The following is a 14,803-nucleotide window of genomic DNA, read 5'->3' on the forward strand; positions in this document are numbered from 1 at the left end:
CCACGGGGGGCTTAAAAAATAAGGGATTTTAAGATGAGGTGTTTATGGATACTGCACTTCACACGAGGGATCAAACGTATCCGCACCACCCCCGCCGTAGCAAATATCGTAGCCGTCGCCACCAATGAGGATATCGTTCCCCTGATCGCCGTAGAGGACATCATCCCCTGGCCCACCCAGCAAAACATCATTGCCGACAAACCCGCGGATGACATCGTTACCACCCCCGCCCAGGATGCAATCCCCGCCCTGACGACCATCTATCGTATCCGCCCCTGGACCGCCCAAAATCAGATCGTTACTATTAGTGCCGTTGAACGTGCCGCTGTTCACCACCAAGTTGGTCAGGTTCAGCGCAGCACACGCGGCGGGCTTAAGGTCATTGGGGGTGATGGGCAGGTTGGTGGCCCCCAACCAGGTCACCGGGACAACATTGGCGGCGGCGGAGGCAGCGCCGATGCCAGCCAGCACCAGCAACGCCAGCATCAAGAAGGGGAGCCAACGCCATCTACGCCGCAGGGTGTTCATCTCACCTCCAGCCAGAGTGGATCGAGCAAGGATTCGCGCCGCGCCAGGAAGAGCGGCACATCCTCGGCGGCCAGGGGCGGGCTGATCAGATACCCCTGGGCGCGATCGCACGCCTGGGCGCGGAAGAGGCGCAACTGCTGAAGCGTTTCCACCCCCACCACCGCTACGTGCGTGTGCGCCTGGTGCGCCGCAGCAATCCAGCGTCCAAGCGCCTCGGCAGCGTTGGCGGTGCTGGCCAGGCGCTGCAGAGCAGGGTAACCCAGTTTGACCACTTCCACCCCTGGCAGAGCCTGCCAGGCTGGCACTTCCACATCACTGACGGCGTTGAGCGCGATGCCAAAGCCGGCTTCGTGCAAGGTGCGCAGGGTGTGCGCCACGCCGGGATCTTCCAGCGGCGCATCGGGCGGGATTTCGAAAATCAGGCGCGAAGGGGAAAGACCGGCGGCAAGCACCTGCTGGTGGACGGCCTCGGCCCAGCCCGGGGTCTGCAAGGTTGCCAGCGCCAGGTTGACCGCCACGGGATACGGCGGGCTGCCGGCACCCTCCCAAGTGCGCAGATGAGCCCCCACCTGATCCAACACCCAGCGATCCACGTCTGCCGCCGACCCGGTCGCTTCGATCTGCGGCCAGAAGGCCGCCGCAGTGAGCAGGCCGCGGGCGGGGTGACGCCAGCGCAGCAGGGCTTCTAAATGGGTGATCCGCCCGTCTTCCAGCGCAATCCCGGGTTGGTAGTAAAGCACAAACTGACCTTCCTCCAAAGCGTGCTGCACTTCAGCCGCGGTGAGAGCGGTGAGCGGCACTTCACGGTATACGTAAAGCGTTTCATCGGCGCGCAAGTAGTATTCCAGGTAGGCCGCATCGGCGTAGAGGAACAGGGGCTGTGCCGTCTTCTCGGCCAGGCGCAGCAGATCGGCATGCTGCTTTACCCGCACCATCCGTGCCGGATGTACCAGCGTCAGCGGGCGGTCAATCTCCACCACCTGCCCCCCAGCACGCAGGCGGGCCGCCAGCGGCGGCGCCTGGCGCGTTGTCCAGGCCTCCACCCCGTAGAGGAGGAGCAGGCCAAACAAGGTCAGCCCCAGCCCGGCGGCGGCGATCCCGCGCGCCAACCCCACCGGGAGCGCCAGCCCAAAGATGGGCAGGGTGTTAGGAAGGCTCACCGGGCGCGTGACTTGGCCCTCGCGGCGTGGCGCTAATGGATCTTGTTCGCTCCCGCCCTCACGGCGCAGGTAGATCTGCTGTCTTTCTACGGTAAAAGTCAGCGCGGGCGCAAAGGTGGCTTGTAACGGTTGACCGCCCAGTGCGCCCAGCACCCGCACGTTGGGGGTCAGCGCCAGTGTATATTGGAAGGGCTGCACCCCGGTGATGGCCTCGGTCTGGCGCAGCAGGTCTTCGAGCAAGCACACGTTCAGATCGGCCTGGGTTTGGAAAGCATTGCCGTTGAAACGCCCTTCATCCTGCAACGGGAAGACGCGCATCCACCCGTTGGGTGCGGCCACTTCGGCCTGCAGGCGGTAACTGCCACCCCCCTCAAACGGCACCGCGCTTTCCAGGCGGTACGCAAAGGTAAGGGTCACCGTACAGGAAAGGTGCGGGAAGATGGCGCCGCCGCTGGGCACGTGATCAGCGTCATAGACCCCACTGGCGCGCAGGGGAGCCGTATAGGCAAACGCGCCCTGCTGGGTGTAAGGGATGGCTTCCGAGGCCTGCAGCGTAAGTGGGCGGGTGAAGGCAAACGCGCCCAGGATCAGCGCCAGGAAGCCCAGGAGGTAAAGCCCGATCAGGTAGCCCTCGGCGTGGGCCGCCACGCCACTGCTAAGGGCTGTGAGGGCACGGCGGGCCTGCCGGCGCAGACGTGCACGAGAAGACGATGCGGAGGAAGGGGTCATCAGGGTCGCTCCAACCAAGAAAACGAATAATCCGCTTAGGGCGGCCAGGGCCGCGGGGGTGCGCAGAGCCAGAATCACGCGGCCCAGCCCGGGCACATGCCACCATAGTTTACCCAAAATCTCGGCAGCGGTGGGGCGGTAGCCATCTACCCAGGTGTTATGATCCCCCTGTAAGACGAAGTGCTCGCCCTCCTGGGCGATGATGCGGTGGAAGACGGGGCCCACCTCAGGGTGGCGGTAAGCCACTACATCGCCCACTTGGTAAAACGGGGCCGGGCGCACCAGTACCAGATCACCGCGGACAAAGCGTGGCGCCATGCTGTTGCCGCTGAGGATGAGGTAATCCACGCCCCCACCAAAGGCGCGCGGGGCCAACAGCACCCACACCACCACCAACGCACTTATCCCCGCGGCCACCCGCGCCCGCGTACCGCGCCACCACCATCGCACTGGGCACCTCCGAATAGGCAACGCAGGGCGCGTCCAGTTTCCAGACCGCGCGCCCTGCGCCCAATTTTACCCGATTCGAAGGTTACTGCGCCGCTACCACGCGCAGAATACCGGCGTCGTAGGCGCTCACCCCACCCCCCACATTGCACGAGTAGGTGGAGCCACTGAGGGTGCAGGAGTACCACGAGCCGTTTGAGGTCAATTGAATCTTGACCGTCTGAGCCGGATTCGCCCCGCTCAGGGTGAACTCGACGGCACTGATCAGCGCCGGGTTGCTGCTATCCAGCACATAGTGAACATTGCTGACGGTATAGCCGCTGATGGTGTTGCTACCATCCCCTGCCGAGGAGCCCGGCACCGTGTTCGCCGCGGCATAGGCAAAGGTCACCGCCGCCAGCACCAAAGCGATTAAGAGCGGATACAATAAGCGCAACCGAGGTTTCATACTCAAATAACTCCTTTCGGTATCGGGATCGGGATTAGCCACATTTTAAGGAATTTTGACCCAAATTTGCAACTAGGCTGGCGCCAGTTGTAAGGCAATTGTAAAGTTCCCGTCCAGGCAAAACCCTCGATGACCCGCATGGTGATCTGTGCCACAACCGGCCGCTTTGGCCCTCGAGGGGGCTCAATTAGGACTAAAATATAGGGGATTTTTCCATTTCCCCTAGTTTGAGGTGGCTCATGTCTCTCACCTTCCCACCCCTCCCACGCTCGCTGTGGTTGGATAGCGCCGGCCCCTACACCCCCCAACCCCCGCTCCAGGGGCGAGTGCGCGCTGATGTAGCCATCATCGGTGGGGGCTTTACCGGCTTGATGACCGCCTACGCACTTAAGCGCACCGACCCCACTTTGGAGATCGTCGTGCTGGAAGCTCAAGCCATCGGCTACGGCGCCAGCGGACGCAACGGTTCATTTGCGATGACCGTGGTCGGGTTGGGCTTTGGCGTCATGCCGGCTTTGCTCGGCCGCAAACGCTTCATCGCCGCCCACCGCTACATGATGGAGGCCGTGGACACTCTGGATGCCTTTATCGAACGCGAGAGCATCGCCTGCGAGCGCCTGCGCCCAGGTTTTCTGCGCGTGGCCACCACGCCGACCTACGTGCGCCGCCTGCAGCACGAGGTGACGCTCATGAATCGCCTGGGCTTTGACGATATCTACTGGCTGGATTCAGCCGCAGTGCGAGAGCGGGTGAATTCGCCGCGCTACCTGGGCGCCCTGTGGGAGCCACGCCTGCTCCTCATCCATCCCCTCAAACTGGTGCGCGCCGAGCGCGACCTCATTCTTCGTTTAGGGGTAGCCGTGCACGAACACTCACCCGTGCTAGAGATCACCGCACGCCCCCGCTTCCGCCTGCGCACCCCGCAGGGCGAGGTGGAGAGCGAAAAACTGGTCTTTGCCACCAATGCCTACTCTCACTTCTTCCCATCCCTGCGCCGCCACCAGATTCCCGCCTTCACCTACATGATTGCTACCGAACCCCTGACCCCAGAGCAATTGGCCCCCATCGGCTGGCAGGGGTTCGAAGGCATCGAGGATGCGCGCAATTTGATCCACTACTACCGTCTCACCCCCGACCGGCGCCTGGTGCTTGGTGGCGGCCCGGTAGGGCTGACCTGGGCCAACCGCCTGGATGGCGACCAGAGCCTGGCCGCCTGGCGCCACCTGGAAGCGCACCTGGCTTACCTCTTCCCCCACCTGCGCGGGGTGCACATCAGCCATCGCTGGGGTGGGCCGTTTTCGGTCACCCTGGATCTCACCCCGGCCTTGGGTTACCTGGGCGACCGCCGCGCCGTCTATAGCCTAGGTTGCATTGGGCACGGCGTCTCAATGAGCCACCTCAACGCCCACCTGCTGGCAGATTTGGTGCTAGAACGCCCCAACCCTTGGTTGGAGACCTGCCCCTTTGTTAACCGCCGCATCCTGCCTTGGCCGCCGGAGCCGCTGCGCATGGCCCTGGCCGCCGGCCTGCGCGCCTATCTCCAACTGGAAGATTGGGCCAACGAACGTGGGCAATCTCAATCCCTATCCTCATAACCCCCCTGGAGGCCATGATGACCCTCGACCTTAACTTGATTCGAACCCACTTCCCCGCTCTGCGCCGCCCGGTGATCTATTTCGACAACCCCGGTGGAACCCAGATCACCCAAATGGCGCTGGACCGTATGGTGCATTACCTCACCCTGCACAACGCCAACCACGGCGGCGCCTTTGCCACCAGCCGCGAATCGGATGCCGTGCTGGATCGGGCACGCCAAGCCGTGGCCGAATGGCTCAACGCGGCGCGAGCCGATGAGATCGTCTTTGGCGCCAACATGACCACGCTCACTCTGCACCTCAGCCGCGCGATTGCCCGCACTTGGCAGCCCGGCGATACTATTGTGGTCACCCGCCTTGATCACGATGCCAACATCGCCCCGTGGGTGCTGGCCGCCCAGGATCGCGGCTGTCGCGTGCGCTGGGTGGATTTTCATCCCGAGGACGGCACGCTTAATCTGGAGGATCTGGAGCGGGCACTGGAAGAAAAGCCGCGCCTGGTGGCGGTGGGTTATGCCTCCAACGCGCTGGGCACCATCAACCCGGTGCAAACGATTGTGGCGCTGGCACATGCCGCCGGGGCGTGGGTGTACGTGGATGCGGTGCAGTATGCCGCCCATGGCCCGATAGACGTGCAGGCGCTGGGGTGCGATTTTCTAGTCTGCTCGGCGTATAAGTTCTTCGGCCCGCACGTGGGTGTGCTGTACGGGCGCTATGAGCACCTGCAGGCCCTGAGCGCCTACAAAGTGCGCCCGGCGCCCGAGGAACCACCGGGTAAATTCGAGACCGGCACCCAAAACCACGAGGGCATCGCCGGGGTGCTGGGGGCGCTGGAGTACTTGGAGTGGCTCGGGCGTACCTACGGCGCGGCGGTGGATGCGCCCACGCTGGCAGCCTATAGCGGACGGCGGCGCACCTTCAAGCAGGCAATGTTGGCCATCCAGGCCTACGAGTTCGACCTCAGCCGCGCTCTGCTGGATGTGTTGGAAGCCACGCCAGGGGTGACGATCTATGGCCTGCGCGACCGCAACCGCCTGGCCGAACGCGTGCCAACCGTCAGTTTCACCCTGGCGGGGTGGCACCCGCGCGCGGTAGCGGCAGCGCTGGATCGCGCCGGCATCTACGTCTGGGATGGCAACTTCTACGCCCTGGCCGTGACCGAGCGCCTGGGGCTGGAAGGGCGCGGCGGACTGGTGCGGGTGGGCCCGGTGCACTACAACACGCTTGAGGAGGTACAGCGCCTGGGCGAGGCCCTGCGCCACCTAGAACGCGAGACTACCTGAGCGCGGCGCTCAGGTTCGCCCCCGCCCCCCGGCTCACGGCCCCGGGGTGGGCGTCTCGCTGGGCAGGGGGAAGGGGGGCGCTGTGGGCGTGGGGGTCAGCGTCGGGGTTGGCGTCATCGTTGCCGTCGGCGTGGGCGTGGGGGTTGGCGTCGGCACTTGGAGGTTCAAGTGGATGCGCCTTTCGGCATACGTATCGCGCTGGCTCTCAACATACAGGCGCAGAGTCACCCGCCCTGCGGGCACCTCGCGCAAATCCCAGGTGGCTAACAGGCGCGGCTGGTTCTCACTAGTGTTACCCACCGCCAGCGCCGTCCACGCGTCGGGATCATCACCCAGACCGTATTCCAACCGAAATTCACGGAACGGCTCCGGCACAGTCACCAGGGCGTAGATCTCCAACGGACTGGTGGTGATGGTCTGCCCCTCGCTCAGATTGGAGAAGAGTAGCAATGGGCGCGGGTCGCCCGGCCGGCACTCCCGCTCGGGCACAAAGACGATAGGATCCTTGAAGCCGTATTGTTCGGCCCAGCGCCGTCCTTCTGCGGTCTCGCGAATCCACTTGATGGCAAAGGGATCCGTAACGTTAAGCGCCAGCACCTCTTTGATCGAATCGGCACAGGCCGAGGTGGCGCGCAAGCCGGTCCAGGTATCAATCACCACCTTTTTCCACAGATCGTCCTCTTTGGGCAGCGGCGGCTGGTCATAGGCAAAGTACTCCAGGCGTTGCGAGGGGCACCACTCCGAGGGTTCAGCGCCCGAAACCTCGCAGATGATCTTCTCCACCACGCCCGCCGGCCGGATGAAGGGGGTCGGGCGGCCGTCGGTCAGTTTTTGGATGGCTGCCTGCATAAACTCGGCCCAGATGGGCGCCGCGCCGGTCAGGCCGGTGGTGTTCTGCATCGGCGTATAATCGGCATTGCCCACCCACACCCCCACCGCTAGGTCGGGCGTATAGCCCAGCGTCCAGTTATCGCGGAAATCGTTGGTTGTGCCGGTCTTGGCCGCCACTGGGAAGGGCAGGTTGAGCACTGAGTTGGTGCCGAACATCGGCGCCCGCGCCTGGTTATCTGAAAGGATCGAAGAGATCAGGAAAGCGTGCTCCGGGCGCACCACCTGATCACCCGCCGGGGGCTGATATTCATAGACCAGGTTACCCTTGTAATCCACAATTTTGGTGATTGCCACCGGGGGCACGCGCCGCCCGCCGTTGGCAAAGACGGCATAGGCCGCGGTGAGTTCGAGCAGGCTCACATCGCCCCCACCCAGGGTCAGCGAAAGGCCGTAATCAGGACGGGTGAGCGTGGTAATGCCTAGGCGCTTGGCAAAGTTGATCAGGCCATCCGGCTGGGGCGTATTGGGGTCATCGTAAATGCCCACAAATTGCAGAGTCTTGACCGCTGGCACGTTGTAGGAATTGGCCAGCGCCACACGCACCGTCACCGGGCCGTGGAAGCGCCCATCGTAATTAACCGGGCGGTAGGGCTCGCGCGGGTCGTTGGGATTGCCAGAAGGCGGAAACTCGCTCGGCACGTCCCAAATCAGCGTGGCAGGTGTCCAGCCCTTTTCAAAAGCGGCCACGTAGGTCAGCGGTTTGATGGCCGAACCGGGCTGGCGTGGCGCCAGCGCCATATTGACCTGGCCGGAGATGGCCTCGTTGTAGAAATCGGCAGAACCCACCATGGCCAGGATCTCGCCGGTGGTAGGGCGCAGGGCCACCAAAGCGCCGTTGGTTACGTGGCGGTCGGCCAGTTGGGCAATCTGACGCCTGACCATCTCCTCGGCCTGCTGCTGCAGGTCGGGGTCTAACGTCGTATAGACGGTGAAGCCCGAACGGTAGATAGCATCCGCGCCGTACTGGGCCTCCAGCAGCGAGCGCACGTACACCACCCAATGAGGGAAGCGCATCACGTTGGTCGGCGCCTGGTACTGGTAATTTTCCATCTCGCGTGCCGCCAAGGCCACATCTTCCTGCGTGACGCATACCGGCTGCAGGCTGGTGCTGACCTCAATACAGCCTTTCTCCTGGCTCATCTCGTACATCAGGCGCAGCACCTGGCGGAAGCGGTTGAGCGTGACCTCACGGTTGGTCTCAATATCGTACACTGCGGGCGACTGGGGCAGCCCGGCCAGGAAAGCCGCCTGCGCCAGGGTTAACTTCTCGGCACTGGTGTGAAAGTAAGTCTCCGCCGCCGCCTCCACCCCGTAGGCCAGTTTGCCGTAGTAGATCTCATTGAGGTAAAGTTCAAGGATCTCCTCTTTAGAGTATTTACGGGTGATCTCAGCGGCCAGAACGATCTCGCGGGCCTTGCGCTCAACCGTGCGCTCGGCGCGCTCATCCGGTGAAAGCAGCAGCGCCCGCGCCAGTTGCTGGGTGATGGTCGAGGCGCCCGAAACAACCTCACCGGTGGTGTAGTTCTGCCACAGGGCGCGCGCAATCGCCCAGGGGTCAAAGCCGGGGTGATTGTAGAACTCCTTATCTTCCGTGGCCAACGTAGCGGCGATAAGGTAGGGTGAGATCTTCTCCAGGGGCACGTAGGTGCGCCGCCCGGCGCGTGGGTCAAGAATTTCGTAGATCAGGTTGCCGTTGCGGTCGAGAATGCGCGTGGTCTCAAACTGCGAGGCGCGCGCCTGCAGGTCATCCACGCTGGGCAGGTTGGCCGCAATCGAGAAGTAGCGGTAGATCAGGAACGAGCCAATGGCAATGAGCACCACCACGCCAGCAAAGAGCAGGGCGATAAAGGCGCGCAACAAACAACCCAGGGCGCGCTTCCGGCCGTTGCCGGATGGAGATGGCGGCTGGGTTGGGGGCTGAGAGGCCGTACTGCGTCCAGGAGGTACCGCCGGACGCGAAGGCGAAGGTGTCCCTGCAGGGCGCGCCGGCGGGGTCGAAGTCGCCGGACGGACGGAGGGGGCGCTACTGGCAGCGGGGGGACGCGGTACACTCCCCGGCTGGCGGACGCGGGTCAGGTTAGGATCGGGCACAATTTCCACCCGTTGCGGGGCGCGCGACGGGGATGGGGGTGGCGGTAGCGTAGCCTGCTCATCCATCGAGGGGGGCGGGGGCGTCGCTTCACCCGGGGATGGCGATGGAGTGACTGGCTCACGCGGGGGCGTTGACAGGGCTGCCGGTTCATCGGCAGGCGGCGGCTGTGGCGGGAACAGATCCTCGCCAAACCACCCGCCGGTGCGCTCCGGCAAGCCGGTGGGGTGATGTCGCAGCGCCTGGGTCTCGGTAGGGGCTGGTGAGGAGGCCAATGGGGTTTGGACACCTGCCTCAGCGGTGGGTGAGACTGCGGAGGGCGGCGGGGCTGCCTCTGGGGGCACCTCTGGAGGCGGTGCCTCGGAGGCCGCCGACGGTGGTAGTGCTGGGGAGGCCGCTTCGACCGGCGGCTTTTCGGGGTCAGCCGCAGGGGGCGGCGGCGACGCCGTGGCGCCAGTCTCCTCCTGAGCCGCGGCCACCAGCCGGCGCAAACGCTCCCCCGGACGGGTGGGTTGGGTATCCTCCAGGTTGGGCATCTCGTTCTCGCTCATAGGCCTTACCTTCTGCAGCGCCGACAAAGCAGGCCATTCCTGCCGTGCGGCGCAGATTGCCTTCATTCTAACACAAGAAAAAGGGGAAGGGGATCAGATCAGCAGGTACCACGCCAGACCGCCCAGGACCAGGTTGATGCCCATGTGCGCCCACGCCGCCGCCTCCCACGACCCCCGGCGTAGCGCCAGTCCACCCAGTGCCAGCCCCAGGATGAAAGCTGGTAGGAGCAACAGGGGCCGCCCCTGCCCGAGGGCAAACAGCGCCGCCGAGAGCAGTACGGCGCGCGGACGGCCCCACCGCACGGCAGCCGCATTGAGCAATGTAGCGCGGAAAAAATGCTCTTCCACCCACGGTGCAAGAAGCAAGCCAATTCCCAGCCAGAGGCCCAGCGCCAGCGGGGGCAGGCCCGGAAGGCGCTCCACCGCGCCGGGCCAACGCCCCTCAAACCCAGCCAGGAGTAGCGCATACCCCAACCCACCCAGCCCCCCCAGCCCCAATCCCACAAGAAAAGCCGCCCCTTGGCAACGCAGGGAAGCCCATCCGCGTCCCGCCAGCGTCATCGGGGGCGGCCACGGCGTGCTCAACGCCAATGCCAGCATCTGCCACAGGTACAACCAGGGCTGCCCCAAGATCAGGATCTGCGTTGACCAGGGCAAGGCCTGCGGGTTCAGACGCGTGCTGACCCCCAGCACCCCCAGGTAAAGCCCCCAGGGCAGCAGGTAGGCCAAGCCAAACGTCCCCGCCACCGCCCAGCGTGGGTGGGATTGTAGCCAGCGCAACACCTGCCGTAACCCACTCAGTGCCAGTCCCAATAACCCCAGCAACAGGGCTAGCAAGATCAGCAGGGGGCGCAGCTCAGCGGAGGTAGGCACGAGAGCACGTACCAGCAGCCCGGGGCGGTTACCGTGCTTGGGTCGGGAGACCCAGGCCGGTGGAACCGCCCCGGTGGGAATCAGATGGGATTACCCACAGCCGCCCATATCAGGCGGGGTCAAGCAGGGTGTGGGCGTGCGCGTCGCTGTGGGTCGCACTGTGTTGGTAGGCGAGGGTGTACGCGTGGGGGTGTTCGTAATCGTGGGCGTGGGGGTAATCGTACGCGTGGGGGTGATCGTACGCGTTGCGGTCGGCGGGGCCGGCGTGAACGTGCGCGTGGGCGTGAAGGTAATCGTGGGCGTACGCGTAACGGTGCGGGTGTAGGTGGGTGTGGGAGTTGGCGCCTGCAGCACCAATGTGGTCAAAATCAGGTTGGATTTGGGGCGCCCATCGCTGTTGCGAGCCAGGATGGCCACTGTGTAGGTCCCATTCTGGATCACTTGGCCGGGGCGATTGGAGGCGCCTTGCCACCACGTATCAATCCCGACGCGGCGCGTCGTGCATTGGCCGCCGCTATCACCAAAGAGGCAGTAGATGGGCGCGGTATCACGGAAGTAGTGTACCAGGTTGCCGGCGCTGTTATATACAAAGAAGTACACATAACTGATATTGCGATCCCAGTCCCCCCTACCTTGATGCCCTTCCACACGGGCACGCAGGCTGAAATTGAGCCCCGAGATGATCGGCGTAGGCTGGATGTTAGGACCCATCAGGCCGCTGACGTTCATATCACAGGCCAAGGTGGGCACCGGAGTGGGTGGGATGAGGTTGTAGTAGATGGTACCGTTGAATTCGCCGCTCCAGTAGAAATTTTGCGCTTCCACCGCAACCGGCGTCACGCTCATGCGCGGCGTGGGCGTGCCGGCACCGACCACTGGGTAGGAATTGACGTAGGGCGTAATCCAGAAGGTAAATGTATTCTGGCCAGGATTGGGGGACCCATAGACCCACTTGAACCAGGTGCTGCCCAGCGCGCCTAGGTTCTGGTTGCTGGGATTGATGAAGGTGTGGGCAAAGGGATAGGTGCCGGTATCGGGCGGATCGTAAATCTTGGTCGTGTTGTTGTTGTTGGCGTACCAGTTGAAGATATGACCAGGGCGCGGTCCCTGCATCTGATTGTGCCAGTTGCCGTTCCAGTCCAACGCCGCCCCGCTAAATTGGATCAGGTAGGGCCCCGTGTTCTGCAACTGGGACTCGAGCACATAGCCCCCACTGGTCAGTAGTTGGAACATCAGTTTTTCCTCGCCGATGTTTTGCAACAGTGAGCAATCCGGCAGGGGGGTGGGCGTGCGGGTGGGCGTCGGGGTGCTGGTTTGAGTGGGGGTACTGGTGGGCGTTTCGGTGGGGGTCAGCGTAGAGGTAGCAGTAGGGGTTTCGGAGGGTGTGGGGGTGAAGGTCGCCGCCATGCCGATGGCGCCGGCCAGGCCGGTCACGCGTGAGACACGGAATTTCTCCACGATACCCTCACGCTGAGCACTGACCAGCAGCCCATCCCACCAGGCGTTGGCACCCGGCGTCCACAGGGCGGCTACATTGGGCAGGGGCGTGATCAAGGCATGGCGGTAGGTCAGGGTCACACGCACGCGGTCGCCTGGCCCGCCGGGATCATCCATGTAGCGGATAATGTTGCCGTTCTCGTCCATTTCAATGCACACCGGCAGGTAACCGTGGTACTGCGCGTCGAGGCGCTCAGCGGTCAGGAAGCCAAACTGCGGGCTGCCATCATCATAATGGCGGCTACTGCAGATTGAGATGGCGAAGTAGCCAGTGCGGTTGGGATTCCCGCGGTACTGCGTGCTGAAGGAATTGAACGGATGGCTGAGATAGCCGAAGTAATCCTGCGCGATGGCGAAATCATCAAAGGCGGCGGCAATGCCCATGGCGCCGGCCAGCGCTGCATCGCGGATTGACGGCAGGCGCGCCCAATCCTGCAGGCGGTTGGTCATTTCCTCGGCCAGGCGGTCATCCTCACTGGTCACCCTGCCGTCGCCGTTCCAATCCCGGCGGGGCGGCACCTTGCAATCCACCTTGCCGTCGGCCAAGTCCTCATCACCCAGCCCAAAGAGGGCATCCGCCTCGTCACAATAATCGGGATTATAAGCTCCGGTAACGGCATAGCGTACCCCAAAGCGGGCGCCATTTTCCAGCGCCAGCCAGGCTTGCATAAAACGCCCGAACTCAATGATGCCGAAAACAAGCAACAAGAGCAACGGCAAAGCCAGCGCAAATTCCACCAGCGCCTGGGCGCGGCGGCGTGCGGCGCGCTTTCTGAAGTACGGCAGTTTAAGTCGCATTATTCTCCTCCCCCATCCCGCCAACGGGATGAATGCGGTAGAAAAGTCGCCAAGGGCCTAAGCCGATCTTGAAAGCCATCCAAGCCCTCCTCTTAATCGGTAATGCGCGTGTAGATACGCGATGCAATGTCCTCAAAGATCTTAAGCAGGCCACTGCTGGTGCTGGTGTAGTAGTACTGCCCACAACTGCGGTAGGCGGGAGTGGAGGCGCAGGGATCGGTGGTGCGGTCACCGTCATCACCTACCGCGGCAGCGTAACGCAACAATTTCTCCCCCAAAGACACATTGCCGAGGCCAATCGCATAAATGGCCACGTCATTGCCACGTGGTTCGCGGGGGTTGGTGGATTTGGTCAGCGCCAGTTGGTCAATCATGTCCATGGCGTAGTCCATGACGCTATAGCGGTAATCCTCGGGGTTCTGAAGCACCCAGGTAGTTCCCGGTGGGCATGTCGCCGGATCAACATCAATGCAGTAGCGGGGCGTCAGCGAGTTATCTCTACACATACCCGGCCACCAGCCCTGGTTCAATTTACCGTTGCAGAAGCCGTTGGGATAAACCGCGGGGACGGCACCACCGGTGTTGGGCGTGTCGCCGGGGCTGGTGCCGCCGCTGCCGTAGGTATCGCTAAGATTGGCAAACCCATCTGAGAGAAGCACCAGCACCCAAATGCTATCGGGGCGGGCATCTTCAAAAACGCGCGTAGCGGCGCGGATGCCACACCCTGTGCAGGTGGAGAGGAAAGACAACGAGGGTTTCAGTCCCGGCACTCCGTACTTGGCCCGCTCCTTATCATAATAGGCCATACTGGCATCGTGATCGGCCTGGGTGAAGACCCCATCGCCGTCCCAATCAAATGCGTCCAGTTTACCGTTGTCATCGCACGGCACCCCACCGACGCCAAAGGGATTTGGCGCTCCCTCATCGGTGCTCCACCAGCGATCCGCCACGCGCGGGTCGGTCATCGGCGGGCACGTGTAGCCCAGTTTTGCCGGGTCGTCATAATCGCTGCCATCGCCATCCAGATCTTCAGGGTTAACTGGGTTGTACAGTTTGTAATTCCGCCAGGGCGCCCACAACTTACCAAAAGGTGGGTCATCGTGTAGTTTGATGCGGTCAATGGCCGCCTTCACCTGCTCCAGGTCGTCACTCATCATGACCAACTGGCCGTTTTTATCCAGGATGGGGTAGATCACCGCCTGGGAGTCGAAGGTCACCAGCCCCACGCGGTCGTACCCATCATAAAGCTTATCCACCAGCGCTTTGGCAGCCTCCTTGGCGTCGCGCAGGGCCTTGCACGAATTGTTGAGGTTACAGCCACCTGGCCCATCCGGGTCGTAGTCGGGGCCGAAACCCGGGGTGCCTTCGGCCATGGATTCAGAGATATCAATCGCAATGACTAGGTCGACCGAAGCGGCTTCAGAGATGGTGTCGGTAGTCAGGGGAATGCTACCAAACCCCATCAGGCTCAGGAAGTACAACGGCGCATGCTGGGTTGCCCGCACGTACACCAGGCGGCGCGCTGCCTCGCCACGCAGAGTATCCGGGCAACGGGTGTAAAAGAACGGCGCTACGGTCTGCAAATCGGGATCAGGGCCGAGGATACCATCGGCATCACAAATACGCACCACCAGATCCACTTGGCTCATATCCAAGTTATGCAGTTCCAGGGCTTCCTCCGCCGAACCGATCATGCGGGTCAGGTCCATGCTGCCATCCGGGTTGCGGTTAACCTCACCGCGTTTGAACGAATTGGCCGCCGCCACCGACGCCGCATCTACTGCGCGCTTCAGGTGCCCGTAGGTCACATAGAGGGAACCCGCATCAATGGCCAGGCCCACAAAAAAGACGAGCGCCAGCAGGGTAATGGCGAAAACGACCAGGATTTGACCACGTGGACGAGAAAGGTTCATC

General features: G+C 63.1%; 9 protein-coding genes. 2 read left to right on the forward strand and 7 right to left on the reverse strand.

Annotation, left to right across the window (positions count from 1 at the left end; all coding sequences use genetic code 11):
* Positions 1 to 42 precede the first annotated feature (42 nt).
* The 3 genes from Q0721_RS10750 to Q0721_RS10760 form a co-directional block, all read right to left on the reverse strand.
* Complete coding sequence (locus tag Q0721_RS10750; protein WP_299029607.1) at positions 43 to 528, reverse strand: calcium-binding protein; 486 nt, start codon at positions 526 to 528, stop codon at positions 43 to 45.
* Entirely contained in the window at positions 525 to 2,867 is a 2,343-nt protein-coding gene (locus Q0721_RS10755; RefSeq protein WP_299029613.1) for an EAL domain-containing protein, read from the reverse strand. Before Q0721_RS10755 ends, Q0721_RS10750 begins: the two co-directional genes overlap by 4 nt.
* An 82-nt stretch (positions 2,868 to 2,949) precedes the next feature.
* A complete protein-coding gene (locus tag Q0721_RS10760; RefSeq protein WP_299029620.1) occupies positions 2,950 to 3,312 on the reverse strand; it encodes a hypothetical protein in 363 nt (120 codons plus the stop codon).
* A 239-nt stretch (positions 3,313 to 3,551) separates the two neighbouring features.
* On the opposite strand from Q0721_RS10760, the gene Q0721_RS10765 reads away from it, so the two are divergent.
* Positions 3,552 to 4,907 carry an FAD-binding oxidoreductase gene (locus tag Q0721_RS10765; protein ID WP_299029623.1) on the forward strand — a complete coding sequence of 452 codons (1,356 nt, stop codon included), beginning with the start codon at positions 3,552 to 3,554 and terminating at the stop codon, positions 4,905 to 4,907.
* A gap of 17 nt (positions 4,908 to 4,924) precedes the next feature.
* A complete protein-coding gene (locus Q0721_RS10770; RefSeq protein ID WP_299029626.1) occupies positions 4,925 to 6,190 on the forward strand; it encodes a cysteine desulfurase-like protein in 1,266 nt (421 codons plus the stop codon).
* A 33-nt stretch (positions 6,191 to 6,223) separates the two neighbouring features.
* On the opposite strand, the gene Q0721_RS10775 is transcribed toward Q0721_RS10770, so the two are convergent.
* The 4 genes from Q0721_RS10775 to Q0721_RS10790 form a co-directional block, all read right to left on the reverse strand.
* Entirely contained in the window at positions 6,224 to 9,721 is a 3,498-nt protein-coding gene (locus Q0721_RS10775; RefSeq protein ID WP_299029629.1) for a transglycosylase domain-containing protein, read from the reverse strand.
* Between the two features lie 93 nt (positions 9,722 to 9,814).
* A complete protein-coding gene (locus Q0721_RS10780) occupies positions 9,815 to 10,594 on the reverse strand; it encodes a CPBP family glutamic-type intramembrane protease (protein ID WP_299029632.1) in 780 nt (259 codons plus the stop codon).
* A 90-nt stretch (positions 10,595 to 10,684) separates the two neighbouring features.
* Positions 10,685 to 12,889, reverse strand: a complete 2,205-nt coding sequence (locus Q0721_RS10785; protein WP_299029635.1) for a TadE/TadG family type IV pilus assembly protein — start codon at positions 12,887 to 12,889, stop codon at positions 10,685 to 10,687.
* Between the two features lie 92 nt (positions 12,890 to 12,981).
* Positions 12,982 to 14,802 (reverse strand): vWA domain-containing protein, encoded by a 1,821-nt coding sequence (locus Q0721_RS10790; protein WP_299029638.1) that lies wholly within the window; start codon positions 14,800 to 14,802, stop codon positions 12,982 to 12,984.
* Between the last annotated feature and the right edge of the window lies 1 nt (position 14,803).

Origin of the sequence: uncultured Thermanaerothrix sp. (genome assembly GCF_938028735.1) — a bacterium.
In the GTDB taxonomy this organism is placed as follows: domain Bacteria; phylum Chloroflexota; class Anaerolineae; order Anaerolineales; family Anaerolineaceae; genus Thermanaerothrix.

Excerpts from the sequence above, each read along its gene's own strand:
- Q0721_RS10750 (WP_299029607.1), bottom strand. The coding sequence starts at position 528 with ATGAACACCCTGCGGCGTAGATGGCGTTGGCTCCCCTTCTTGATGCTG.
- Q0721_RS10760 (WP_299029620.1), bottom strand. The coding sequence starts at position 3,312 with ATGAAACCTCGGTTGCGCTTATTGTATCCGCTCTTAATCGCTTTGGTG.
- Q0721_RS10765 (WP_299029623.1), top strand. The coding sequence starts at position 3,552 with ATGTCTCTCACCTTCCCACCCCTCCCACGCTCGCTGTGGTTGGATAGC.
- Q0721_RS10770 (WP_299029626.1), top strand. The coding sequence starts at position 4,925 with ATGACCCTCGACCTTAACTTGATTCGAACCCACTTCCCCGCTCTGCGC.
- Q0721_RS10775 (WP_299029629.1), bottom strand. The coding sequence starts at position 9,721 with ATGAGCGAGAACGAGATGCCCAACCTGGAGGATACCCAACCCACCCGT.
- Q0721_RS10785 (WP_299029635.1), bottom strand. The coding sequence starts at position 12,889 with ATGCGACTTAAACTGCCGTACTTCAGAAAGCGCGCCGCACGCCGCCGC.
- Q0721_RS10790 (WP_299029638.1), bottom strand. The coding sequence starts at position 14,802 with ATGAACCTTTCTCGTCCACGTGGTCAAATCCTGGTCGTTTTCGCCATT.